Origin of the sequence: Streptomyces sp. NPDC048057, from assembly GCF_040653095.1 — a bacterium.
GTDB lineage: Bacteria > Actinomycetota > Actinomycetes > Streptomycetales > Streptomycetaceae > Streptomyces.
The window spans coordinates 45,618-66,744 of the sequence record NZ_JBEZNF010000017.1 but is presented as its reverse complement, the minus strand read 5'-3'; the positions used below and the strand labels follow the sequence as shown (position 1 = coordinate 66,744).

Sequence of the window (21,127 nt, the reverse complement as noted above, 5' to 3'; positions counted from 1 at the left end):
TGCGGATCCCCGGGGTCGGGGCGGGCCGACCGGGTGCGCGCCCGGCCCGCCGTGCCGTCAGGTGAGGGTGAGGGTGAGGACGCCGGCGTACGCACCGGGCGCGGTGAACGCGGGGACGTCGAGCGAGACCTTCGCGTCCACCGTGAACTCTCCGCCGGTGACGGTGCCGTTGGGTGCGGAGGCGAGGGTCGCGCCGGCACTGCCCACGGTCCCGGCGGAGCCCGGCACGCAGGTGCTGGGGCTGCCCGCCTTGGTGGTGCACGCGGGGGTCCAGCCGAGCTTCCCCGCCTCGATCCGGCCGCCGGGGCCGGTGAAGTCGGTGACCTTGCCGGTGAGGGACCAGCCGGCGGGCCCGCCGCGGAAGTCCCTGACCGTCACCTTCTGGAGGTCGCCGGTGGCCGCGCCGCCGGCGCCGAAGTTCACCGCGGAGAGCTGGACGGCGTCCCCGGCCTGGGTCATGGACAGGGTGCCGGCGACCACGGACGCGGTGAGCTTCTGGCTGTTGCCCGGCACGGGGGTGTCGTCGACGACGGTGTACGCGGCCGGCCCCGCGCCCTTGTCGGCGGACCAGGAGCTGCCCTCGTACGCGACGACCGAGGTGGTCGCCTTGTCGTTCACCTTCAGCCGGGCGGTGAAGCCACCGGCCGCGTCGGTCCTGACCGTCATCTTGTCGGCGGTCTCGGCCGCGCCGGCCCGGCCGACGACGGTGACGTCGGCGAGCGGGGTGAACGCGGTACCGGCGACGGTGACGCGTTCGCCGGGCTTGCCGGACGCCGTGCCCAGCGAGATCGCGCGCTCGTTGGCGCCCGGCCGCTCGCTCGCCACGATCGTCTGGGAGACGGGCGCGGGCGGGCTGCTGACCGTGCAGGGCGTGTCCAGCTCCATGATGTAGCTGGTGTGGATGTTGTAGTCGCCGGGCGAGAGGGTGATCGCGCCGGCCGCGGTGACCGTGAACGTGCCGGTCATGGCGAACGGCGGGAACTCGCCCTTGCCGGGCACGGGCGGGTTCTTCTTCGGGCCGGCGACGGTGAGGGCGCCGGTCTGGGCGCCGCCGAGGGTGACCTTGCCGGTGGGGGTCATGATGTCGGCGGGGAGCGCGAGGTCGACCGGGTTGCTGGCGGCCGGTTTGGTGACCTTGTAGGTGACCGTGACCGTGTCGCCGACCTTGGGGGCGGCGTTGTCGACGGTGATCTCGGCGGTCGTGGTGCCGTTGATGGGCGGGATGCCGGCGATCGGCGGCGGTACGCAGCGGGTCGCGAAGTCGACCGGCGCGGACGCGGTGGGCGATGCGTGTGCGGGAGCGGCCAGGGCGGCCGTGCCGGCGAGGAGCGCGAGGCCGCCGAGCGCGGCGGTCCACCGCCGGCGCCCGGCGGTGCGACGTCGGGCCGCTGGTCTTCGCCCGGCGTTGCGGAGGCTTGAGGCCATGTGGTGTCCCCTTCGGAGGAATGCGGAGGAATGCGGAGGCGTGCGGACGGCCTGGCATGCGGACGGCCATTGACCAGGGGCGCTCAAAAGAAGTCAAGGGAAGCGAAATCCGCCAACTGATGACCCATCAGTTACTGTCAAGATCCACGCGCTCCGCGGCCGCCTCGGGCGGGCGCGACGGCGCCGTGCCGGTGCGGCAGTCGTGACACCTGCGGGCCGTCTGGGCTGGTCGCGGAGACCAGTGCGCCCCCAGTGCGCCACCGCGCCCGCCGCAGGCAGCCGCAGGGGCCGGCGCCGCAGGCAACGGCACCGGCCCCCGGCCACGACGGACGGACGGGCGGGCGGGCGGGCGGGCGGGCGGTCAGAACACGAACGGTCCCGGCGACTGCGAGGTCACGGCGTCACAGCTCACCGGGAACCCGAAGATCGTCATCGTCAGGGCCGGCCCGGCGAAGTACGAGTTGAGGCTGTCGCCGAGCGCGACCGTCGCGTTCAGCGGGCCGATCTCCACGGACGCGCCCGCCGCCAGCGCCGGGTTCTTCTGCCCGGTGAACTGCCGGGTGCCGCCGCCGGCCTTAGCCAGCGTGAGGGTCGCGTTGATGGTGTCGGCGCCCACCGCCACCGGCGTCTTCACCGCCGACCGCAGGACGATGGTGGCCGCGGTGCCGTTCTGGGTGGCGGTCAGTCGCGCCTGGCCGCCGCCCCACATGCCGCAGTCGTAGTCGGCGGTCGCCTCGGTCGGCGTGACCGCCCCGGCGCCCGGGGCGAACGCCAGGGACGTGACGGCGAGCACCCCCGCCGCCACGGCGGAGCCGATGCCCAATCTGCTGCCTCGCATGGATTCCCCTTTCCCTTGCCAGGGATGGTTGGGGCAGCCCGCTGCACGCGTCGGACCGCGCGCGGGGTGACACGTGGACGTCGTCGCGCACGGACGCGCCGCGCCGCGGGCTGCGTCACAAGGGTGTGCGTGGATCGTCGGTGAACTCCGCGGGCGGGGTGCGCACGCCGCACGGACGGTGGGACGGCCGGACTCGGCTCGGGACCGCGGCTCGGGTCCCGGACCGTGCCGTCACGGGTGGAACGGGGTGGATCTGACGATCCGTCGGGTTGAGCTGCTGTTCATTGATGCGCAACCGGCCGACGAAGGCAAGACGAACGGCCGTGATCCTTCTGGGAATCCACGGCGGGACCCACGGGACGGGTCGATTCGCGAGGGGGTACGAGGCGTACGGGCCGGGGTCCGGCGACCGGCTCAGCCGGCCGTGACCGTGGCCCTGAGCTGTCCGTCCGGGCCGGCCAGCAGCACCGGGGTGGCGGGCCCGCCCGCGTCCCGTACGGCCGCGCGGTCCTGCTCCGGGACGGCGGCGGACTCCGAGACCACGGCCGCGGCCTCCAGCGACGTCGCCCCGCTCGCCACCGCCATCGCGACGGCCGTCTGGAGCGCGCTCAGCTTCAGCGAGTCGAGCGCCACCGTCCCGGCGACGTACGTCCGCCCGGTCTCGTCCCGTACGGCGGCGCCCTCGGGCACCGCGTTGCGGGCCCGGGCGCTGCGCGCCAGCGTGATGATCTTGCGGTCCTCGGCGCCGAGGTCCGCCCCGCCGGCGCCCTGCGATTCGCTGCTCTGGGTCATGCCCGAAGCATAGATCGCGACCCGCAGGCGCCCGCGGGTCGGGCCGTCGGTGGGCCGGGGAGGGTCAGGGCCGGTCGAGGCGGAGTCGTTCCGCCCTGGGGAGCTTGGCCACCACCAGGTCGTACGAGTCCTCGATCAGCTCCTTGACCAGCCGCGCGGGCAGGTCGGCCACGGCGACCGTGTTCCAGTGGCGCTTGTTCATGTGGTAGCCGGGGGTGATCGCGGGGTGCTCGGCGCGCAGCCGCACCGCGTTCTCCGGCTCGCACTTCAGATTGACCGTCAGCGGCCGGCCGTCCAGCGCACTGAGCGCGAACATCCTCCCCGCGACCTTGAAGACCGAGTTCTCCGGGCCGAAGGGGAAGGTCTCCACGGCGTCGTTGAACTCCAGGCAGAACGCCCGGAGCTTGGCCGCGGTCAGCGGGCGGGGGGCGGTCATCCGACCCCCACTTCCGCCCCGGGGCGGTCCTTGACCGGCTCCGTCAACACCGTGACGATCTTGTTCCGGCGGCCGGCCGGGGACTCCGCGGTGAGCCGCAGGGACCGGCCGTCGGGCAGGTCGACCAGCGCGGTCGCGCCCGCGATCGGGACCCGGCCCAGCGACTTGGCGAGCAGCCCTCCGACGGTCTCCACGTCCTCGTCGTCCAGTGCGCCCACGCCGTACAACTCGCCCAGGTCGCCGATGTCGAGGCGGGCGGTGACCCGGAAGCGTCCGCCGCCGAGGTCCTCGACGGGCGGCAGCTCGCGGTCGTACTCGTCGGTGATCTCGCCGACGATCTCCTCCAGGATGTCCTCGATGGTGACGATGCCGGCGGTGCCGCCGTACTCGTCGATGACGACGGCGACGTGGTTCCGCTTCTGCTGCATCTCGCGGAGCAGGTCGCCGGCGTTCTTGGTGTCGGGGACGAAGACCGCGGGCCGCATCGCGGTGGCGACCAGGTCGCCCTCGGCCTCGCGGTTCACATGGGTCTTGCGCACCAGGTCCTTCAAGTACACGACGCCGACGACGTCGTCCTCGTTCTCCCCGGTGACGGGGATCCGGGAGAAGCCGGAGCGCAGCGCGAGGGTGAGCGCCTGGCGGACGGTCTTGTGCCGCTCGATGCAGACCAGGTCGGTGCGCGGCACCATCACCTCGCGCACCAGGGTGTCGCCGAGCTGGAAGACGGAGTGCACCATGCGGCGCTCCTCGTCCTCGATCAGCGATTCCTGCTCGGCGAGGTCGACCAGCGCCCGCAGCTCGGCCTCGCTGGCGAAGGGGCCCTTGCGGAAGCCCTTGCCGGGGGTGAGGGCGTTGCCGATCAGGATCAGCAGCTGCGGGATCGGGCCCATGATCCGGGCCAGCGGGAGCAGGACGTACGCGGCGGCGGTCGCGGTGTTCAGCGGGTGCTGGCGGCCGATGGTCCGCGGGGAGACGCCGACGGCGACGTACGAGACGAGGACCATCACCGCGATGGCGACGGTCAGCGCCTCCCAGGTCTCCGGGAACGACTGGAGGCAGACGTAGGTGACGAGGACGCCGGCGGCCATCTCGCAGGCGACCCGGACCAGCAGGGCGACGTTCAGATAGCGGGTGGGGTCCGCGGAGACCTGTGCGAGCTTGCCCGCACCGCGCCGGCCCGCGCGCACCGCCTGGTCCGCGCGGAAGCTGGAGACCCGGGCGAGGGCGGCCTCGGCGCACGCCGCCAGCCAGGCGACGACGACCAGCAGGACGGCCCCGACGATCAGGAGGCCGCTCATGACACGGTCGGCGCGGGAGACGGACCGGTCAGCCCGCGCTCGGCCCGCCAGCCGTCGACGATGGCGGCCTGGAGCCCGAACATCTCGGCCTTCTCGTCCGGCTCCTCGTGGTCGTATCCCAGCAGGTGGAGCACTCCGTGGACGGTGAGCAGTTGGAGCTCCTCGTCCATGGAGTGCCCGGTGGGGGCCTGCTCGCCCTGCTGACGGGCGACCTCGGGGCAGAGCACGATGTCACCGAGGAGCCCCTGCGGGGGCTCCTCGTCGTCCTTGACCGGCGGACGCAGCTCGTCCATCGGGAAGGACATGACGTCGGTCGGCCCCGGCAGGTCCATCCACTGGATGTGCAACTGCTCCATGGCTTCGGCGTCCACGACGATCACCGAGAGCTCGGAGAGCGGGTGGATGCGCATCCGGGCGAGCGCGTAGCGGGCCACGTCGAGCACCGCCTGCTCGTCGATCTCGATTCCGGACTCGTTGTTGACGTCGATCGACATGGTGTGGTGGTGCTCTACTTCCCCTGGGCGTTGCGGCCGGAGTGCTGGTGGTGGTGGTGCGCGGCCTGCTGGCCGTGCGGGGCACCGCCGGCCTGCGCACCGAGGCGGCCGTCGTACTTCTCGTACGCGTCGACGATACGTCCGACGAGCCGGTGCCGGACCACGTCGTGCGACGTGAGCCGGGAGAAGTGGACGTCCTCGACGCCGTCGAGGATCTCCTGGACCTGGCGCAGACCGCTCTTCGTGCCGTTCGGCAGGTCGACCTGGGTCACGTCACCGGTGATGACGATCTTCGAGTCGAAGCCGAGCCTCGTCAGGAACATCTTCATCTGCTCCGGGCTCGTGTTCTGGGCCTCGTCGAGGATGATGAACGCGTCGTTCAACGTCCGGCCGCGCATGTACGCCAGCGGCGCGACCTCGATCGTGCCCGCGGCCATCAGGCGCGGGATGGAGTCGGGGTCGAGCATGTCGTGCAGCGCGTCGTACAGCGGGCGCAGATACGGGTCGATCTTCTCGTAGAGCGTGCCGGGCAGGAAGCCGAGCCGCTCCCCCGCCTCGACGGCGGGCCGGGTCAGGATGATCCGGGTGACCTGCTTGGACTGGAGCGCCTGGACCGCCTTCGCCATGGCGAGGTACGTCTTGCCGGTGCCGGCGGGGCCGATGCCGAACACGATCGTGTGCTTGTCGATGGCGTCGACGTAGCGCTTCTGGTTGAGGGTCTTGGGGCGGATGGTGCGACCGCGGCTGGAGAGGATGTTCTGGGTGAGCACCTCGGCGGGGGTCTCGGCGCCGTCTCCGTCGCCGTTCGCCTCCGCCCTGAGCATGGCGATCGAGCGTTCCACGGCGTCCTCCGTCATCGGCTGTCCCGTGCGGAGCACGAGCATCATCTCGTCGAACAGTCGCTGTATCAGGGCGACTTCCGCCGCGTCTCCGACCGCGCTGATCTCATTGCCCCGGACATGGATATCGGCCGCCGGGAAAGCCGCCTCGATCACGCGCAGCAGTGAGTCACCCGAGCCGAGGACCGTCACCATGGGGTGCTTGGGCGGGACGGTGAAGAAGGCTCGCGCCTGACCTGGCGCCGAGGTCTGTGCAGTGGGTGTCTGAGTCATGGTCCGGCCCGACGGGCCTGCCTGACCTCCTCGTGCGGGGTTCTCGCCACTCGACAACCTCTGGTACCCCAGCGTACGTCCCCCCGGCCGCAACAGCGGAAGCCTTTTCCCGCCGGGTGCAGTGCGGGGCGGGGTGCGGGCCTACTCGCCGTAGCCCTGCGGGCGCGTTGTGCTCTGCGGCTGATCTGTGGCTCGTCGCGCAGTTCCCCGCGCCCCTATTGCGCCCTGCGGGCGCTGGGGCGCTCATGCCCGCAGGGCATGGGTTTTCAGGGGCGCGGGGAACTGCGCGGCAAGCCCACCACCGGGTCGCGGAGACCAACGCGCCGCAACCACAACGGCGGGCAGGTCCAAGCCGCCCCAGCGGAGCGTCAGCCGTGGCGGAAGCCGATCGTGGGGACCGCGCGGCGGAGGGGACGGGGGGTCGCGGGGGTGGGGAGCAGGTCGTCCAGGAAGGCGTACCGCCGCAGCGCCGCGGGGTCCTGGTCCGGCGCCCCCCGCACGTACTGCCACCACGCCGCGATCTCCCACCAGCCGGGCGCCGAGAGCGAGCCGCCGAACTCCTGCACGGAGAGCGCCGCGGTCAGCCCGGCGAAGGCCAGCCGGTCGGCGAGGGGCCAGCCGGCGAGCGTGCCGGTGACGAAGCCCGCGACGAAGACGTCCCCCGCGCCGGTGGGGTCCAGCGCCTCCACCGCGATCGCGGGGACCTCCGCGGCCTCGCCGGTGGCCGCGTCGACCGCGTACGCGCCGTCCGAACCGAGGGTGACGACCGCGGTCGGCACGTACGCGGTGAGCGCCCGCGCGGCGGCCCGCGGGCACTCGGTGCGGGTGAAGCGCATGGCCTCCTCCGCGTTCGGCAGGAACGCCTCGCAGTGCGCCAGGTCCGCCAGCCGCGCCGGGTCCCAGCGGCCGGTCTCGTCCCAGCCGACGTCCGCGAAGATCCGGGTGCCGCCGGCCGCCGCGCCGGAGATCCACGACGAGCCGCCGGGCTCCAGCGCGGCCACCGCGGCGCGGCTGCTCGGCGGGCAGTCGGGGGCGGGCTCGGGCGGCGGGGCCTCGTGGCCGTGGGAGACCATGGTCCGCTCGCCCTCGTACGCCATCGAGACGGTCACCGGCGAGTGCCAGCCGGGCACGGTGCGCGACCGGCTGAGGTCGATGCCCTCGCCCTGTTCCAGGGCGTCCCAGCAGTAGTCGCCGTAGTGGTCGTCACCGAAGGCCGCGGCGAGCGAGGTGCGCAGCCCGAGCCGGGCGAGCGCGGTGGCCATGTTGGCGACGCCGCCGGGGCTGGAGCCCATGCCGCGGGCCCAGGACTCCGTGCCGCGCACCGGCGCGCAGTCCAGGCCGGTCAGGATGATGTCGAGGAACACCGTCCCCGTCAGGTACACGTCGCAGTACGGGTCGTCCGGCGCGCGCAGCGGCGCGAGCGGGTCGAGGAGGCTGGCGTGCCGGTTGGGATGGGGGTGGGGGTGAACGTGGGAGTGGGTGTGCCGGGGTTGAGGGTGCTGCGTTCCGTGTCGCGTGGTCACCGTGGCGCTCCTGTGCGTGGTGCAGATCCGGTCAGTCTGCCAAATCCACGCCCGCCCGGCGCTGGGAAAGCCGCACGGCCCGCGCCTACCAGCGCGGCACGGTCGGCACCGTCCACGAACGGTCGGTCGCGCGCATCGCCCGGGCGTCGTCGCGGTCCCGCAGCGCCCCGTCGTCGTCGAGCCACCGCTGGTGCAGCGCGCGCAGCCGTCCGCGGTCCAGTTCGACGCCGAGCCCGGGCCGTCCGTCGACCGGGAGCGCGCCGGCGTCGAAGACGTGCCGCTCGGTGATGACGTCCTCGGTCTGCCAGGGGTAGTGGCTGTCGCAGGCGTAGTCGAGGTTGGGCACGACGGCGGCGACGTGGGTCATCGCGGCGAGGCTGACGCCCAGGTGGGTGTGGGAGTGCAGGGAGAGCCCGAGGCCGTGGACGCGGCAGATCCCGGCCAGTTCGCGGGTGTTGTGCAGCCCGCCCCAGTAGTGGTGGTCGCTGAGGAGGACCTGGGTCGCGCCGCGCTCCAGCGCCTCGGGCAGGTCCGCGAAGGTGGTCACGCACATGTTGGTGGCCAGCGGCACGGAGGTGCGGGCGGCGACCTCGGCCATGTGCGCGGTGGTGCTCGTCGGGTCCTCCAGGTACTCCAGGACGTCCCGCAGTTCGTCCGCGACGCGCACCGAGGTCTCCACGGACCACGCGCCGTTGGGGTCGAGCCGCAGCGGCGCCCCGGGGAACGCCTCCGCCAGCGCGCGGACGGCCGCGACCTCCTCGTCCGGCGGGAAGACGCCGCCCTTGAGCTTGAAGGAGCGGAAGCCGTGGTCGCGGGCGAGGCGACGGGCCTGTGCGACGACGCCCGCGGGGTCGAGGGCGGCGCCCCAGTCGTCCGGTTCGCCGGCACCGCCCGGGTGGGCCGCCCACCGGTAGAAGAGGTACGCGCTGTACTCGACCGTGGTGCGGACCTTGCCGCCGAGCAGGGCGTGCACGGGCAGGTCGAGGCTCTTGCCGAGGGCGTCGAGGAGGGCCACCTCGAACGCCGAGACCACCGAGAGGCGTAACTTCTCGCTGGTGCGCACGCTCCGCAGACCGGCGGCGTCCACCGAGCCCGCCTCCTGTGCGCTGCCGGCGCGGCACACCACTTCGGCGAGCCGGTGCAGTCCGTTCACGTCCGTGACCCGGTGGCCGGGCAGCGCTTCGGCCAGTTGGGCGGCCAGTTCCAGATACGCCGCGTCCCCGTAGGTCTCGCCGACGCCGTCGACCCCGTCGACGGTGCCGACCTCGACGATCAAGCGCGGCGTGTACGGCTGGTGCACGCCCTGGACGTTCAACAGCGGTGGATCGGCGACGAGGACCGGGGTGATCCGCACGTCGCTGACCCTCAGATCCCGGAGCATGCGCCGCCCTCCCACCCGCTCGCGTACACATTCGGGAATCGAGGCTAGGTAGGTGAACTGAGGCCCGTCAACGGGTCGTTGGGCACCGGGTCAGCGCTGCGTCCGCCCGGTCACCCGGCCGCTCCGGCGGCGAAGTCGTACGCGTCGACCTCGGCGATCAGCCGGGCCCTGCGCTCCTCGTCGTCGTCCAGGAAGGCCGCGACGAAGGAGTTGCGCGCCAGTTCGCGCAGCCGCTCGGCGTCCAGCCCCAGCGCCTCGTGCACCGCGTGGAAGGTGTCGCCGACGTAGCCGCCGAAGTAGGCGGGGTCGTCGGAGTTCACGGTGCACAGCAGGCCGGCGTCCATCATCCGCGGCAGCGGGTGCGCCTCCAGGGTGTCGATCGCCCGCAGCCGTACGTTCGACAGCGGGCAGAGCGTCAGCGGCATCCGCTCGCGGACCAGCCGCGCCACCAGCTCCGCGTCCTCCATGCAGCGCAGCCCGTGGTCCACGCGCTCCACGCCGAGCACGTCCAGCGCTTCGAGGACGTACGCGGGCGGGCCCTCCTCCCCCGCGTGCGCGACCTTGCGCAGCCCGAGGGCGGCGGCGGCCTCGTACACCTCGCGGAACTTCGACGGCGGGTGTCCCACCTCCGCCGAGTCCAGGCCGACGGCCGTGATGCGGTCCAGGTACGGCCGGGCCGCCTCAAGGGTCTCCATCGCCTCGGCGGCGGGCCGGTCGCGCAGGAAGCACATGATCAGCCGGGTGGAGACGCCGTGCCGCTCCTCGCCGGCGTCCAGCGCGCGGGCCAGGCCCTCGATGACGGTGCCGATGGGCACGCCGCGCGCCGTGTGCGCCTGCGGGTCGAAGAAGATCTCGGCGTGGCGCACGCCCTGCGCGGCGGCGCGGGCGAGGTAGGCGTCGGCGAGTTCGGCGAAGTCGTCCTCGGTGTGGAGCACCGCCATCAGGCCGTAGTACAGGTCGAGGAAGGACTGGAGGTCCTCGAAGAGGTACGCGCGGCGCAGCTCTTCGGTGTCCCGGTAGGGCAGGGCGACGCCGTTGCGCGCGGCGAGCGCGAAGGCGAGTTCCGGTTCGAGGGTGCCTTCGATGTGGAGGTGGAGTTCGGCTTTGGGCAACGGCACGGTCGGGTCCTCGCTCGCGTTGGTGCAGGTGGTGCTGATGGTGCAGGTACTGGAGGGTCAGGTGGTGCGTTTGGGCACGGGCACGCGCAGCAGGTCGTGGGCGACGGTGAGTTCGCCCTCGTACCCGGCGGCCCGCGCCTGTCGCTCGAACTCCTCGGCGTCGGGGTAGCGCTGCGAGAAGTGGGTGAGCACCAGGTGGCGCACGCCGGCGTCCCGCGCCACCCGGGCCGCCTGTCCGGCCGTCAGGTGCCCGTGGTCGGCGGCCAGGCGCTCGTCCTCGTCGAGGAAGGTGGACTCGATGACCAGCAGGTCGCAGCCGTCCGCGAGGGCGTACACGCCGTCGCACAGCCGGGTGTCCATGATGAAGGCGAAGCGCTGCCCGGGGCGGTGCTCGCTCACCTCGTCCAGGGTGACGCCGTCGACTTCGCCCGTCCGCTGGAGCAGCCCCACGGCCGGCCCGCGGATGCCGTGCTCGGCCAGCTTCTGCGGCAGCATGCGCCGGCCGTCCGGCTCGACGAGGCGGTAGCCGTACGACTCCACGGGGTGCGAGAGCCGGTGCGTGTGGAGGGTGTATGCGGGGGTGCGCGCGAGCACCCCGTCCGCCGCGTGCGGGGCCTCGGTCAGCGAGACGGTCTCGCGGTACGCCGTGGCGTACCGCAGCCGCTCGAAGAACCGCTGACCGCTCGCCGGGTAGTGCGCGGTGACCTCGTGCGGGACCCGGTCGAGGTTGATGCGCTGGATGACCCCGGCGAGTCCGAGGGAGTGGTCGCCGTGGAAGTGCGTGATGCAGATCCGGTCGATGTCGTGCGCGGCGACCCCGGCGCGCAGCATCTGCCGCTGGGTGCCCTCGCCGGGGTCGAACAGGATGCCGTCGGAGTCCCAGCGCAGCAGGTAGCCGTTGTGGTTGCGGTGGCGCGTGGGGACCTGGCTCGCAGTGCCGAGGACCACGAGTTCTCGTACGGACACGTGCTGGCCGGTCCTATCCGGGGGGCCACGCGAGGCCGCGTCCGCCGAGGAGGTGGGCGTGCGCGTGGAAGACGGTCTGTCCGGCGCCGGAGCCGGTGTTGAACACGACGCGGTACCCGGTGCCGTCCAGCTTCTCCTCGGCGGCGACCTCGCCCGCCTCCCGCAGCACGTCGGCGGCGATCTGCGGCGCCCCGGCGGCGAGCGACGCGGCGTCCGGGTAGTGCGCCTTGGGGATCACCAGGACGTGCGTGGGCGCCTGCGGATTGATGTCCCGGAACGCGACGACGGTGTCGGTCTCCCGCACCAGGGTGGCGGGCACCTCCCCCGCGACGATCTTGCAGAACAGGCAGTCCGCCTGGGCCTCTCCGGCCATGCCGGCTCCTCCTCGGGTCGTCGCTGGTGTGCTGCGCCCGCCATCGTATCCGTCACTTCCGCGGGGTCGCCGTGACGGTCTCGGTGACCGTGACGGTGACGGTGGGGCGGGCGCGTTCGTCCGCGGCGGGCCGGCGGGTGGACGCGTCGCGGGTGGTGGTGCCGGACGGTCCGCCCGCACAGTTCCCGAGGTAGCGCGCCTCGAAGACGAGCTGTCCGTCGACCCGGGCGTCGAGGTCGCCGCGTACGCACGCGCCGGCGATCTCGTCCGTCACCTTGCCCTTGAGGGTGATGGGCTGGCCCTTGCGGGTCTTGCCCTCGCAGGCGACGGTGGCGGGCTCGGTGACCCCGCCGGGCGCCGGCTTGGTGGCGCCGTCGCCCCGTACGTCCCCGTCGCCGTTCTTCCCCTCCGCGCGCTCGACCGTGGTGGTGCAGCTGAACCAGCGCACGTCGAAGCCGATCCGCTCCAGCGTGCTGGTCGCGGTCTGGTCGGTCGTCAGCGAGACGGAGTTGGCGGAGAGTTCGTGCGCGGTCGGCTCGCACGCGGTCAGCACCACCAGCGCCGCGCCCGCCAAGCCGGCCGTGGCGGCCCGCACCGTCGTTCTGCGTCTCATACCCGGCATGCTCGGAAGAGTGGCACCGAGGGGCGGGGAGCGGTAGGTCGGTTGCGGCCAGAGATCACCCGTTCGGAGTACCCGAACACTGGAGCGGCCCGCCTCCCCCGGGGCCCGGACACCTTCGCGGTGCCCCTGCGACTGGGCTGTGGCTTGTCGCGCCCCTGGACGTACCCGCCGTAACCCTGCGGGAGCCATCGGTCTCTGCGGGTGCATTGTGGTTGCTCGCGCGGTTCCCCGCGCCCCTGAACACCCTGCCCTCAGCCCGCACTTAAGTGACGGGGGAAGCGAAACAGGGGCGCTGGAGGTCCCCCCCACGCCCTCTGGGCGTAGGGGGCGCAGCTGCGCGAACGACCCACCACGGTCCGCAGAGACGAGCGTGCCCGCAGGGCTACGGCGGGTGGGTCTGGCGTATCGCCCGGGCGGGGCGAGCGCGTGCCGCCCGGGCGCACGAGGCCGGCGGGGCCCGTCAGGACCAGCGGCCCGTACGCGCCAGCAGGAGCGCCGTCGCCGCCGTACCCGCCGTCGACGTCCGCAGGACGCTGCGGCCCAGCCGGTACGGCCGCGCCCCCGCCGCTTCGAAGACCGCCAGCTCGTCCGGGGACACCCCGCCCTCCGGGCCGACCACCACGACGATGGACCCCTCGGCCGGCAGCGCTGCCGTCGCCAGCGGCTGCGCCCCCTCCTCGTGGAGCACGGCCGCGAAGTCCGCGTCCGCGAGCAGCGCCGCCACCTGCCGGGTGGTGGCCGCCTCCGCGACCTCGGGGAAGCGCAGCCGGCGCGACTGCTTGCCCGCCTCGCGGGCGGTGGCGCGCCACTTCGCCAGCGACTTCGCCGCCCGCTCGCCGCGCCACTGGGTGATGCAGCGGGCGGCGGCCCACGGCACGACCGCGTCGACGCCGGTCTCCGTCATGGTCTCGACGGCGACTTCGCCCCGGTCGCCCTTGGGCAGCGCCTGGACGACGGTGATGCGGGGCGCGGGCTCGGGCTCCTCGGGGAAGGCGACCGGCTCCACCACGAGCCGGTCCTTGCCCTCGGTGCGCAGCACGACGCCGGCCGCGCCCCGGCCGCGGCCGTCGGTGAGGACGACCTGTTCGCCGGCCGTCAGACGCTTCACGGACACGGCGTGGCGGCCCTCGGGCCCCTCCAGCGTGAGGACGGCGCCGGGCCGGACGCCTTCGAGGGAGTCGACGACGAAGACGGGTGCGGTCACCGGGACTCCTCCGGGTGGGTGAAGCGCTCGCCGGCCGCGGTGACCTCGGCGATCTCGGCGACGAGGGTGTCGACCAGCTCGGCCGCGGGCAGCGCGCGGGCCAGCCGGTGGCCCTGGCCGGCCCACAGCGCCATGCCCTGGGCGTCCCCCGCCGCCGCGGCGGCCTTCCGCACGGGGCTGGTCAGATGGTTCACCTCGGGGTAAGCGGAGGGGGCGTACGGGCCGTGTTCGCGCAGGAAGCGGTTGACGAGCCCGCGGGCCGGCCGCCCGGTGAAGGCGCGGGTGAGTTCGGTCCGGGCGAACAGCGGGTTGGTCAGGGCCTGCTTGTGCAGCGGGTGCGCGCCGGACTCGGGGCAGGCCAGGAACGCGGTGCCGAGCTGCGCCGCGGACGCCCCCGCGGCGAGCACGGCCGCGATCTGGCTGCCGCGCATCAGCCCGCCGGCCGCGATGAGGGGCAGGTCCACGGCCGAGCGCACCAGCGCGAGCAGGGTCAGCAGCCCGACCGAACTGCCGTCGGCCGCGGGGTCGTCCCGGTGGGTGCCCTGGTGTCCACCGGCCTCGATCCCCTGGACGCAGAGCGCGTCCGCACCGGCGCGGGCGGCGGCCTGCGCCTCGTCGGGGGTGGTGACGGTGACGACGGTGAACGTGCCGACCGCGCGGAAGGAGGCGAGGACCTCGGGGGTCGGGCAGCCGAAGGTGAAGGAGACCACCGGCACCGGGTCGTCGCGCAGGATCGCCAGCTTGGCCTCGTAGCCGTCGTCCCAGCCGGTCTCCGGGTCGCCGAGCTCGGTCTCGTACCAGGTGGCCTCGCCGGCGAGCTGCTGTCGGTAGACCTCGACGGCGCTGGGGTCGGCGGCCCGGGTCTGCGGCATGAAGAGGTTCACGCCGAACGGCCGGGAGGTCAGCGCCCGGATCTCCTTGACCTCCTGGTACATCCCGCCGGTGGTCTTGTAACCGGCCGCGAGGAAGCCGAGCCCGCCCGCCTCGGAGACGGCCGCCGCGAGCAGGGGCCCGGAGGCGCCGCCCGCCATCGGGGCCTGCACCAGGGGGTGGTGGCAGAGATCGGACGGGGTTCGCGGGGTGGCGGGCGAGGAGGACATGCCTGCATCGTGCCACCGCGGGCCGGCCCGCCACGAATCGACCCCGCTGCGGCGTTTGCCCCCGGCCCCTCAGGGCGTCCGCACGCGTCCGCGCACGGTGCGGGGCGTACGCCAGGGGGCACCGCCGACCGGCGCGTCACGCCGGTCGGCACACCCGGCCGTCACCTGCCGTTGAAGGCGTCCTTCAGCCGGGAGAACAGCCCCTGCTGGCCCGGCTGGAACTGCCCCTGGGGCCGCTCCTCGCCGCGCAGCTTCGCCAACTCGCGCAGCAGCCGCTCCTGCTCGGGTTCGAGCTTGCTGGGCGTGGTGACCTCGACGTGCACGATGAGGTCGCCGCGTCCGCCGCCGCGCAGGTGCGTGACGCCGCGGCCGTGCAGCGGGATCGACTGGCCGGACTGGGTGCCGGGCCGGATGTCGACCTCCTCCATGCCGTCCAGGGTCTCCAACGGCACCTTGGTGCCGAGCGCGCCCGCCGTCATGGGGATGGTCACGGTGCAGTGCAGGTCGTCGCCCCGGCGCTGGAACACCGAGTGCGGCAGCTCGTGGATCTCGACGTACAGATCGCCCGCGGGGCCGCCGCCGGGACCGACCTCGCCCTCGCCGGCGAGCTGGATCCTGGTGCCGTTGTCGACACCGGCGGGGATCTTCACCGTCAGGGTGCGCCGCGAACGGGTGCGGCCGTCGCCGGCGCACTCCGGGCAGGGGGTGGGGACCACGGTCCCGAAGCCCTGGCACTGCGGACAGGGCCGGGAGGTCATGACCTGGCCCAGGAAGGAGCGGGTGACCTGGGAGACCTCGCCACGGCCGCGGCACATGTCGCAGGTCTGCGCGGACGTGCCGGGCGCTGCGCCCTCGCCGGAGCAGGTGGTGCACACCACGGCGGTGTCGACCTGGATGTCCTTCGTCGTGCCGAAGGCGGCTTCGTTGAGCTCGATCTCCAGCCGGATCATGGCGTCCTGGCCGCGCCGGGTGCGCGAGCGCGGCCCGCGCTGGGACGCGGTGCCGAAGAAGGCGTCCATGATGTCGGAGAAGTTCCCGAAGCCGCCCGCGCCGAAGCCGCCCGCGCCACCGGCGCCGCCGGCCTGGGACAGCGGGTCGCCGCCGAGGTCGTAGACCTGCTTCTTCTGCGGGTCCGACAGCACCTCGTAAGCGGCGTTGATCTCCTTGAACCGCTCCTGGGTCTTCGGGTCCGGATTCACGTCCGGGTGCAGCTCGCGGGCGAGGCGGCGGAATGCCTTCTTGATCTCGTCCTGCGACGCGTCGCGGCGTACGCCCAGTACGGCGTAGTAGTCCGTGGCCACTTACGACTCCGCCAGGATCTGTCCGACGTAACGTGCCACTGCGCGTACCGCTCCCATCGTTCCGGGGTAGTCCATGCGGGTCGGTCCGACCACGCCGAGTTTGGCAACTGCCTCGCCGCCCGAACCGTAACCGACGGAAACGACGGACGTTGCGTTGAGGCCCTCGTGGGCGTTCTCGTGACCGATGCGCACGGTCATGCCCATTCCGCCCGACTCCGTGGCCTCGCCGAGCAGTTTGAGCAGCACCACGTGCTCCTCAAGGGCTTCGAGCACCGGCCGGATGGTGAGCGGGAAGTCGTGTCCGAAGCGGGTGAGATTGGCGGTGCCGCCGATCACCAGCCGTTCCTCGGTCTCCTCGACGAGGGTTTCGAGGAGGGTGGAGAGCACGGTGGCGACCGTGCCCTGGTCGTCCGGTTCGTCGAACGACTCGGGGAGGTCCTGCACCAGCTGCGGGATGTCCGCGAACCGCCGACCCACCACCCGGCTGTTCAGCCGGGCCCGCAGATCGGCGACGGACGCCTCGCCGAAGGGCGCGGGGCAGTCGATGACCCGCTGCTCGACGCGGCCGGTGTCCGTGATCAGCACGAGCATCAGCCGGGCGGGCGCCAGGGACAGCAGCTCCACGTGCCGGACGGTGGAGCGATTCAGCGAGGGGTACTGCACGACGGCGACCTGCCGGGTCAGCTGCGCCAGCAGCCGCACCGTGCGCCCCACGACGTCGTCGAGGTCGACGGCGCCCTCCAGGAAGCCCTGGATGGCGCGCCGCTCGGGGGCCGACAGCGGCTTGACCCCGGCGAGCCGGTCGACGAAGAGGCGGTACCCCTTGTCGGTGGGGATGCGCCCGGCGCTGGTGTAGGGCTGGGCGATGAAGCCCTCGTCCTCCAGCACCGCCATGTCGTTGCGCACGGTGGCCGGGGAGACCCCGAGCTGGTGCCGTTCGGTGAGCGCCTTGGAGCCGACGGGCTCCTCGGTGCCCACGTAGTCCTGGACGATGGCGCGCAGGACCTTGAGTCTGCGTTCGCTCAGCATCGTGCGCACCTCCAGCTGGTGTCTCTAGGTCGTGCCTCGGTGACCGCCTGGCACTCCCCGGGTCCGAGTGCCAGGATTTTCCCGTGCCAGTGTACGGCTGCCGGGTACGGCCGTAGCAAGGGCGACCGGTCACGCTACCGTGCGCGGGCCCCGTCCTGGTCGGTTCCCGGCCGGTGCCGCCCTCAAGGACCCTGGCAGTAGCGTCGCCGTATGAACGTCACTTGGGAAGACCTCGGCTGGGAGCGGCTGGCGGACGGGGTGGGGCGGCGCCGGCTGCCGGGGTGGGACGCCACGTGCGGCCTGGTCGTGGGTCGGGACGGCGCACTGCTGTACGACACCGGGTCCACCCTCCGCGAGGGCGCCGAGCTGCGCGCCCAGGTCGAGGCGCTGCTGTCCGGCCGCAGGGTGACGCACATCGCACTGAGCCACCCCCATTTCGATCACGTGATGGGAACGGCGGCCTTCGCGGGCGCCGAGGTGTTCGGCGCGGTCGGCATGGACGCGCTGCTGCGGCGGGAGGCGGAGGTGCTGTGCTCGGACGCCGTGCGCCACGGGGTGCCGGAGGACGAGGCGGCTGCCGCGGCCGAGGTGCTGGTGGCGCCGACCCACCTGGTCTCCGGGGAGCGCACGCTGGACCTCGGGGGGCGGCAGGTGCTGCTGGCGAACGTCGGCCCCGGGCACACCGGCCACGACCTGGCGGTGTTGGTGCCGGGCGAGCCCGAAGTGGTGTTCTGCGGCGATCTGGTGGAGGAGTCGGGCGAGCCGCAGGCGGGACCGGACGCGATCGGGGCGCGCTGGCCGGCCGCGCTGGACCGGCTGTTGGCGCTCGGCGGCGCGGACGCGGCGTACGTGCCGGGGCATGGCGCAGTGGTGGACGCGGCGTTCGTACGGGCCCAGCGGGCCGCGCTGGCGGAGCGGTTCGGGGTGTCGTAGCGTCGGGCGAATGCGCAGCTACAGCCCTGATCTGACACCTCCTTGGAAGAAGAAGCCGGCGCCGGCGCCGGAGGTGGCGGCCGACCCCTCTGCCCCCGACCTGGTGGTGGAGGAGGTCAGCACGGGCTTCTGCGGCGCGGTGGTGCGCTGCGAGGCGGGCACGGTGACTCTGGAGGACCGTTTCGGCAAGCACCGGGTCTTCCCCATGGAGCCGCGAGGCTTCCTGCTGGACGGGCAGGTGGTCACGCTGGTGCGGCCGGGGGCCGGCGCTCCGGCGCGGCCGGCGCGCACGGCCTCGGGGTCGGTGGCGGTCCCGGGGGCACGGGCCCGGGTGGCGCGGGCCGGCCGCATCTACGTGGAGGGCCGGCACGACGCCGAGCTGGTGGAGCGGGTGTGGGGCGACGACCTGCGGATCGAAGGGGTCGTCGTGGAGTACCTGGAGGGCATCGACGACCTGCCGGCGATCGTGGCCGAATTCCGCCCGGCGCCGGACGCCCGCCTCGGGGTGCTGGTCGACCATCTGGTGCCCGGCTCGAAGGAGTCCCGGATCGCGGCCTCGGTGACCGATCCGCACGTGCTGGTGGTGGGGCACCCGTACGTCGACGTGTGGGGCGCCGTGAAGCCGTCGGCGCTCGGCATCCGCGGCTGGCCCGAGGTGCCGCGCGGGCAGGACTGGAAGACGGGCGTGTGCCGCGCGCTCGGCTGGCCGGAGAACACCGGCGCGGCCTGGCAGCACATCCTCTCCCGGGTCCGCTCCTACAAGGACCTGGAGCCGGAGCTGCTGGGGCGGGTGGAGGAGCTGATCGACTTCGTCACGGGCGAGTGACGCGGCCGGCCCCCTCCGTCGCGGTCCGGGAGGTGGTCATTGCAGGGCTCGGACTTCTTCCACCGCCTCCCGGACGCTCGGGTGCGGGTCATCGGCGAGACCGTCCAGCAGTTCGGCGACCCCCGGGGTGGACCAGCGGAAGACGGCCCACACCAGCCCCTCCCGCACCTCGGGGGCGGGGTGGGCGGCGAGGCGGCTCAACCGGGCGAGCGGGCCGCGCCGACGCGTGCCGAACCAGTACAGCGCGTCCCGCAGCGCGGCCGGATCCCCCGGGTCTGCGGCTGCGACCCGGGCGAGCAGCACCTTGACGGGCGGCGACGGACCGTCCAGCGGGTGCGGCAACCGCTCGCGCAGGCGCCGCGCCCCGTACCCGCCGCGTACGCGGCACCCGACGCAGGTGCAGGGGCGCGCGCCGTGCGCGCCCGGCACGTACCGCCAGCCCGCCACCTGCGGCACGGCGCGGACCCGGTGCACTTCGCGCGGCCGGATGGCCCGCGGGACGAACACCTCCCACCCGCGCGGATCGTCGAGCGTCGCGATCCGCCGCACCGCTTGTGCCGCGGGGACGGTTGCCTGGGCGTCCCGCATCCGGTCGGCATAGCGGCCGACCAGCACGTCCTCGGCGTCGTCGAGCCGCACGTGGACGGCCACCAGACCGCCCCGGCTGCCGAAGCGGGCCAGCTCCCGCAGCCACTGGTGGGTAAGGGCGTACGACGGCAGCACCGGGAAGCAGTAGACGCCCCGCGCGCCGCCCTGTCCGTGGCTGACCGCCCGGATCCCCGACCGTCGGATGCGCGCCGCGTTCGCCGCCGAGGTCATGTGCACGAACATCGCCATGACACGGGATCGTAGGTGATGGGTCCCCCGGCTCGGCCGCGCCCCCGACGGCCCACGGCTACCGGGCCCGGGGATCTTCTGCGGTTCGGTCGGGCAGGTCCTTTCCTTCGGATCAGGCTGGATGCATGGGGGTCCCCCCACGCCTTCCGGGCGAAGGGGGCCGTCGGTGACCGACGAGAACGCGGCGTGGGGGTACCTCCCGGGCCGAAGGCCCAGGGGGAGCGGTGCCGGGGCACGCGAGCCCAGCAAGATCCGAAAGACCGGGCCTAGTCGACGAGGTCGCGGACGACGCCGTCCGCCAGCAGGCGCCCGCGCAGGGTGAGGACCGCGCGCCCCTCCTCGTACGGCCCGGGCTCCAGCAGGCCGTCCGCGCGTGCCTGCGCCGCCGCGCCGAGCCCGGCGGGGCGCAGCAGGGAGAGCGGGACGCCTCCGCGCAGCCGCAGCTCCAGCAGGACGCGTTCGACCCGGCGGTCCTCCGCGGTCAGCACCTCGCGGCCGGCGCCGGGCGAACGGCCCTCGGCGAGGGCGGCGGCGTACGCGCCCGGGTGCTTCACGTTCCACCAGCGGACCCCGCCGACGTGGCTGTGGGCGCCGGGGCCCGCGCCCCACCAGTCGGCGCCGCGCCAGTACAGCTCGTTGTGCAGGCACCGGCCGGCGTCCGTGGTCGACCAGTTCGAGACCTCGTACCAGGAGTAGCCGGCGCCGGACAGCAGCTCGTCGGCGATCAGGTAGCGGTCGGCGTGGACGTCGTCGTCGGTCATGGGCACCTCGCCGCGGCGGATGCGGCGGGCGAGCTGGGTGCCCTCCTCGACGATCAGGGCGTACGCCGAGACGTGGTCGGGCCCGGCGCCGACGGCCGCCTCCAGGGACGCCCGCCAGTCGTCGTCCAACTCGCCGGGGGTGCCGTAGATCAGGTCGAGGTTCACGTGGTCGAAGCCGGCGGCGCGGGCCTCGGCGACGCACGCTTCGGGGCGGCCGGGGGTGTGGGTGCGGTCCAGCACCTTCAGGACGTGCTGGCGGGCGCTCTGCATGCCGAAGGAGATGCGGTTGAAGCCGCCGGCCCGCAGCTCCGCCAGATAGGCGGCGTCCACGGACTCCGGGTTCGCCTCGGTGGTGACCTCGGCGTCGTCCGCGAGCCCGAACTCGCTGCGCACCGCGTCCACCATCGCCACCAGGTCGGCAGCGGCGAGCAGGGTGGGGGTGCCGCCGCCGACGAAGAGGGTGCGCACCGGGCGCGGGTCGTCGCCGAGGACCTTGCGCGCCAGCCGTACCTCTTCGGCGAGGGTCGCCGCGTAGTTCTCCCTGGAGGCGAGCACTCCGCCGGATCCGCGCAGCTCCGTCGCCGTGTAGGTGTTGAAGTCGCAGTACCCGCAGCGCGTGGCGCAGTACGGCACGTGCAGGTAGAAGGCGAGGGGGCGGTCGGCGGCCCCGGCGAGCGCGGACGCGGGCAGCGTCCCGTCGTCGGGCACGGGCTCGCCGTCGGGCAGTACGGAAGGCATGGGTCCCATTGTCCGACACC

21 protein-coding genes are annotated in these 21,127 nt (G+C 73.5%); 2 read left to right on the top strand and 19 right to left on the bottom strand.

The window, feature by feature from the left end; genetic code table 11:
* Positions 1 to 57 precede the first annotated feature (57 nt).
* The 17 genes from AB0E05_RS21025 to hrcA all read right to left on the bottom strand — a co-directional run bounded on the left by AB0E05_RS21025 (position 58) and on the right by hrcA (position 17,012).
* Complete coding sequence (locus AB0E05_RS21025) at positions 58 to 1,425, bottom strand: beta-xylosidase (RefSeq protein WP_361965585.1); 1,368 nt, start codon at positions 1,423 to 1,425, stop codon at positions 58 to 60.
* 361 nt (positions 1,426 to 1,786) lie between these two features.
* Positions 1,787 to 2,263, bottom strand: coding sequence for a hypothetical protein (locus AB0E05_RS21020; protein ID WP_361965583.1), 477 nt, complete (start codon positions 2,261 to 2,263; stop codon positions 1,787 to 1,789).
* A gap of 414 nt (positions 2,264 to 2,677) precedes the next feature.
* The gene (locus tag AB0E05_RS21015) at positions 2,678 to 3,055 is read right to left on the bottom strand and encodes a cytidine deaminase (protein WP_361965581.1); all 378 of its coding nucleotides are present in this window, start codon (positions 3,053 to 3,055) and stop codon (positions 2,678 to 2,680) included.
* 64 nt (positions 3,056 to 3,119) lie between these two features.
* Positions 3,120 to 3,473 (bottom strand): MmcQ/YjbR family DNA-binding protein, encoded by a 354-nt coding sequence (locus tag AB0E05_RS21010; protein WP_361965812.1) that lies wholly within the window; start codon positions 3,471 to 3,473, stop codon positions 3,120 to 3,122.
* Positions 3,474 to 3,487: 14 nt separating this feature from the next.
* On the bottom strand, positions 3,488 to 4,789 hold the full coding sequence (locus AB0E05_RS21005) for a hemolysin family protein (RefSeq protein WP_361965579.1): 1,302 nt from the start codon (positions 4,787 to 4,789) through the stop codon (positions 3,488 to 3,490).
* A complete protein-coding gene (gene ybeY, locus AB0E05_RS21000; RefSeq protein WP_361965577.1) occupies positions 4,786 to 5,283 on the bottom strand; it encodes an rRNA maturation RNase YbeY in 498 nt (165 codons plus the stop codon). Before ybeY ends, AB0E05_RS21005 begins: the two co-directional genes overlap by 4 nt.
* 14 nt (positions 5,284 to 5,297) lie before the next feature.
* Complete coding sequence (locus AB0E05_RS20995; RefSeq protein WP_361965575.1) at positions 5,298 to 6,395, bottom strand: PhoH family protein; 1,098 nt, start codon at positions 6,393 to 6,395, stop codon at positions 5,298 to 5,300.
* A gap of 368 nt (positions 6,396 to 6,763) precedes the next feature.
* Positions 6,764 to 7,807 (bottom strand): PfkB family carbohydrate kinase, encoded by a 1,044-nt coding sequence (locus AB0E05_RS20990; RefSeq protein WP_361965810.1) that lies wholly within the window; start codon positions 7,805 to 7,807, stop codon positions 6,764 to 6,766.
* Between the two features lie 196 nt (positions 7,808 to 8,003).
* Positions 8,004 to 9,299, bottom strand: coding sequence for an enolase C-terminal domain-like protein (locus AB0E05_RS20985; protein ID WP_361965573.1), 1,296 nt, complete (start codon positions 9,297 to 9,299; stop codon positions 8,004 to 8,006).
* Between the two features lie 110 nt (positions 9,300 to 9,409).
* Positions 9,410 to 10,417, bottom strand: coding sequence for an adenosine deaminase (locus tag AB0E05_RS20980; RefSeq protein WP_361965571.1), 1,008 nt, complete (start codon positions 10,415 to 10,417; stop codon positions 9,410 to 9,412).
* A gap of 57 nt (positions 10,418 to 10,474) precedes the next feature.
* Positions 10,475 to 11,383, bottom strand: coding sequence for a ribonuclease Z (locus tag AB0E05_RS20975; protein WP_361965569.1), 909 nt, complete (start codon positions 11,381 to 11,383; stop codon positions 10,475 to 10,477).
* Positions 11,384 to 11,396: 13 nt separating this feature from the next.
* Positions 11,397 to 11,756 (bottom strand): histidine triad nucleotide-binding protein, encoded by a 360-nt coding sequence (locus tag AB0E05_RS20970; protein WP_361965567.1) that lies wholly within the window; start codon positions 11,754 to 11,756, stop codon positions 11,397 to 11,399.
* Positions 11,757 to 11,808: 52 nt separating this feature from the next.
* The gene (locus tag AB0E05_RS20965) at positions 11,809 to 12,369 is read right to left on the bottom strand and encodes a hypothetical protein (RefSeq protein ID WP_361965565.1); all 561 of its coding nucleotides are present in this window, start codon (positions 12,367 to 12,369) and stop codon (positions 11,809 to 11,811) included.
* Between the two features lie 469 nt (positions 12,370 to 12,838).
* On the bottom strand, positions 12,839 to 13,582 hold the full coding sequence (locus AB0E05_RS20960) for a 16S rRNA (uracil(1498)-N(3))-methyltransferase (RefSeq protein WP_361965563.1): 744 nt from the start codon (positions 13,580 to 13,582) through the stop codon (positions 12,839 to 12,841).
* Positions 13,579 to 14,682 (bottom strand): nitronate monooxygenase, encoded by a 1,104-nt coding sequence (locus AB0E05_RS20955; RefSeq protein WP_361965561.1) that lies wholly within the window; start codon positions 14,680 to 14,682, stop codon positions 13,579 to 13,581. The genes AB0E05_RS20960 and AB0E05_RS20955 overlap by 4 nt, the downstream gene beginning before the upstream one ends.
* Before the next feature lie 161 nt (positions 14,683 to 14,843).
* Positions 14,844 to 15,983 carry a molecular chaperone DnaJ gene (gene dnaJ, locus AB0E05_RS20950; protein WP_361965559.1) on the bottom strand — a complete coding sequence of 380 codons (1,140 nt, stop codon included), beginning with the start codon at positions 15,981 to 15,983 and terminating at the stop codon, positions 14,844 to 14,846.
* Positions 15,984 to 17,012: a heat-inducible transcriptional repressor HrcA gene (hrcA, locus tag AB0E05_RS20945; protein ID WP_361965557.1), complete on the bottom strand. Its 1,029-nt coding sequence runs from the start codon at positions 17,010 to 17,012 to the stop codon at positions 15,984 to 15,986. It lies immediately after the preceding gene.
* A gap of 210 nt (positions 17,013 to 17,222) precedes the next feature.
* On the opposite strand from hrcA, the gene AB0E05_RS20940 reads away from it, so the two are divergent.
* Together AB0E05_RS20940 and AB0E05_RS20935 are read left to right on the top strand one after the other, a co-directional pair.
* Positions 17,223 to 17,945 (top strand): MBL fold metallo-hydrolase, encoded by a 723-nt coding sequence (locus tag AB0E05_RS20940; RefSeq protein ID WP_361965555.1) that lies wholly within the window; start codon positions 17,223 to 17,225, stop codon positions 17,943 to 17,945.
* A 10-nt stretch (positions 17,946 to 17,955) separates the two neighbouring features.
* On the top strand, positions 17,956 to 18,771 hold the full coding sequence (locus AB0E05_RS20935; protein WP_361965553.1) for a DUF3097 domain-containing protein: 816 nt from the start codon (positions 17,956 to 17,958) through the stop codon (positions 18,769 to 18,771).
* Positions 18,772 to 18,807: 36 nt separating this feature from the next.
* Here AB0E05_RS20935 and AB0E05_RS20930 read toward each other — a convergent pair whose 3' ends face one another.
* Positions 18,808 to 19,608, bottom strand: coding sequence for a HEAT repeat domain-containing protein (locus tag AB0E05_RS20930; RefSeq protein ID WP_361965551.1), 801 nt, complete (start codon positions 19,606 to 19,608; stop codon positions 18,808 to 18,810).
* Positions 19,609 to 19,874: 266 nt separating this feature from the next.
* Positions 19,875 to 21,107, bottom strand: coding sequence for a radical SAM family heme chaperone HemW (gene hemW / locus AB0E05_RS20925; RefSeq protein ID WP_361965549.1), 1,233 nt, complete (start codon positions 21,105 to 21,107; stop codon positions 19,875 to 19,877).
* Between the last annotated feature and the right edge of the window lie 20 nt (positions 21,108 to 21,127).

Excerpts from the sequence above, each read along its gene's own strand:
- hrcA (WP_361965557.1), bottom strand. The coding sequence starts at position 17,012 with ATGCTGAGCGAACGCAGACTCAAGGTCCTGCGCGCCATCGTCCAGGAC.
- AB0E05_RS20940 (WP_361965555.1), top strand. The coding sequence starts at position 17,223 with ATGAACGTCACTTGGGAAGACCTCGGCTGGGAGCGGCTGGCGGACGGG.
- AB0E05_RS21005 (WP_361965579.1), bottom strand. The coding sequence starts at position 4,789 with ATGAGCGGCCTCCTGATCGTCGGGGCCGTCCTGCTGGTCGTCGTCGCC.
- AB0E05_RS21020 (WP_361965583.1), bottom strand. The coding sequence starts at position 2,263 with ATGCGAGGCAGCAGATTGGGCATCGGCTCCGCCGTGGCGGCGGGGGTG.
- AB0E05_RS20930 (WP_361965551.1), bottom strand. The coding sequence starts at position 19,608 with ATGGCGATGTTCGTGCACATGACCTCGGCGGCGAACGCGGCGCGCATC.
- AB0E05_RS21025 (WP_361965585.1), bottom strand. The coding sequence starts at position 1,425 with ATGGCCTCAAGCCTCCGCAACGCCGGGCGAAGACCAGCGGCCCGACGT.
- AB0E05_RS20965 (WP_361965565.1), bottom strand. The coding sequence starts at position 12,369 with ATGAGACGCAGAACGACGGTGCGGGCCGCCACGGCCGGCTTGGCGGGC.
- AB0E05_RS20935 (WP_361965553.1), top strand. The coding sequence starts at position 17,956 with ATGCGCAGCTACAGCCCTGATCTGACACCTCCTTGGAAGAAGAAGCCG.
- AB0E05_RS20970 (WP_361965567.1), bottom strand. The coding sequence starts at position 11,756 with ATGGCCGGAGAGGCCCAGGCGGACTGCCTGTTCTGCAAGATCGTCGCG.
- ybeY (WP_361965577.1), bottom strand. The coding sequence starts at position 5,283 with ATGTCGATCGACGTCAACAACGAGTCCGGAATCGAGATCGACGAGCAG.
- AB0E05_RS20955 (WP_361965561.1), bottom strand. The coding sequence starts at position 14,682 with ATGTCCTCCTCGCCCGCCACCCCGCGAACCCCGTCCGATCTCTGCCAC.
- hemW (WP_361965549.1), bottom strand. The coding sequence starts at position 21,107 with ATGCCTTCCGTACTGCCCGACGGCGAGCCCGTGCCCGACGACGGGACG.
- AB0E05_RS21015 (WP_361965581.1), bottom strand. The coding sequence starts at position 3,055 with ATGACCCAGAGCAGCGAATCGCAGGGCGCCGGCGGGGCGGACCTCGGC.
- AB0E05_RS20985 (WP_361965573.1), bottom strand. The coding sequence starts at position 9,299 with ATGCTCCGGGATCTGAGGGTCAGCGACGTGCGGATCACCCCGGTCCTC.
- AB0E05_RS20995 (WP_361965575.1), bottom strand. The coding sequence starts at position 6,395 with ATGACTCAGACACCCACTGCACAGACCTCGGCGCCAGGTCAGGCGCGA.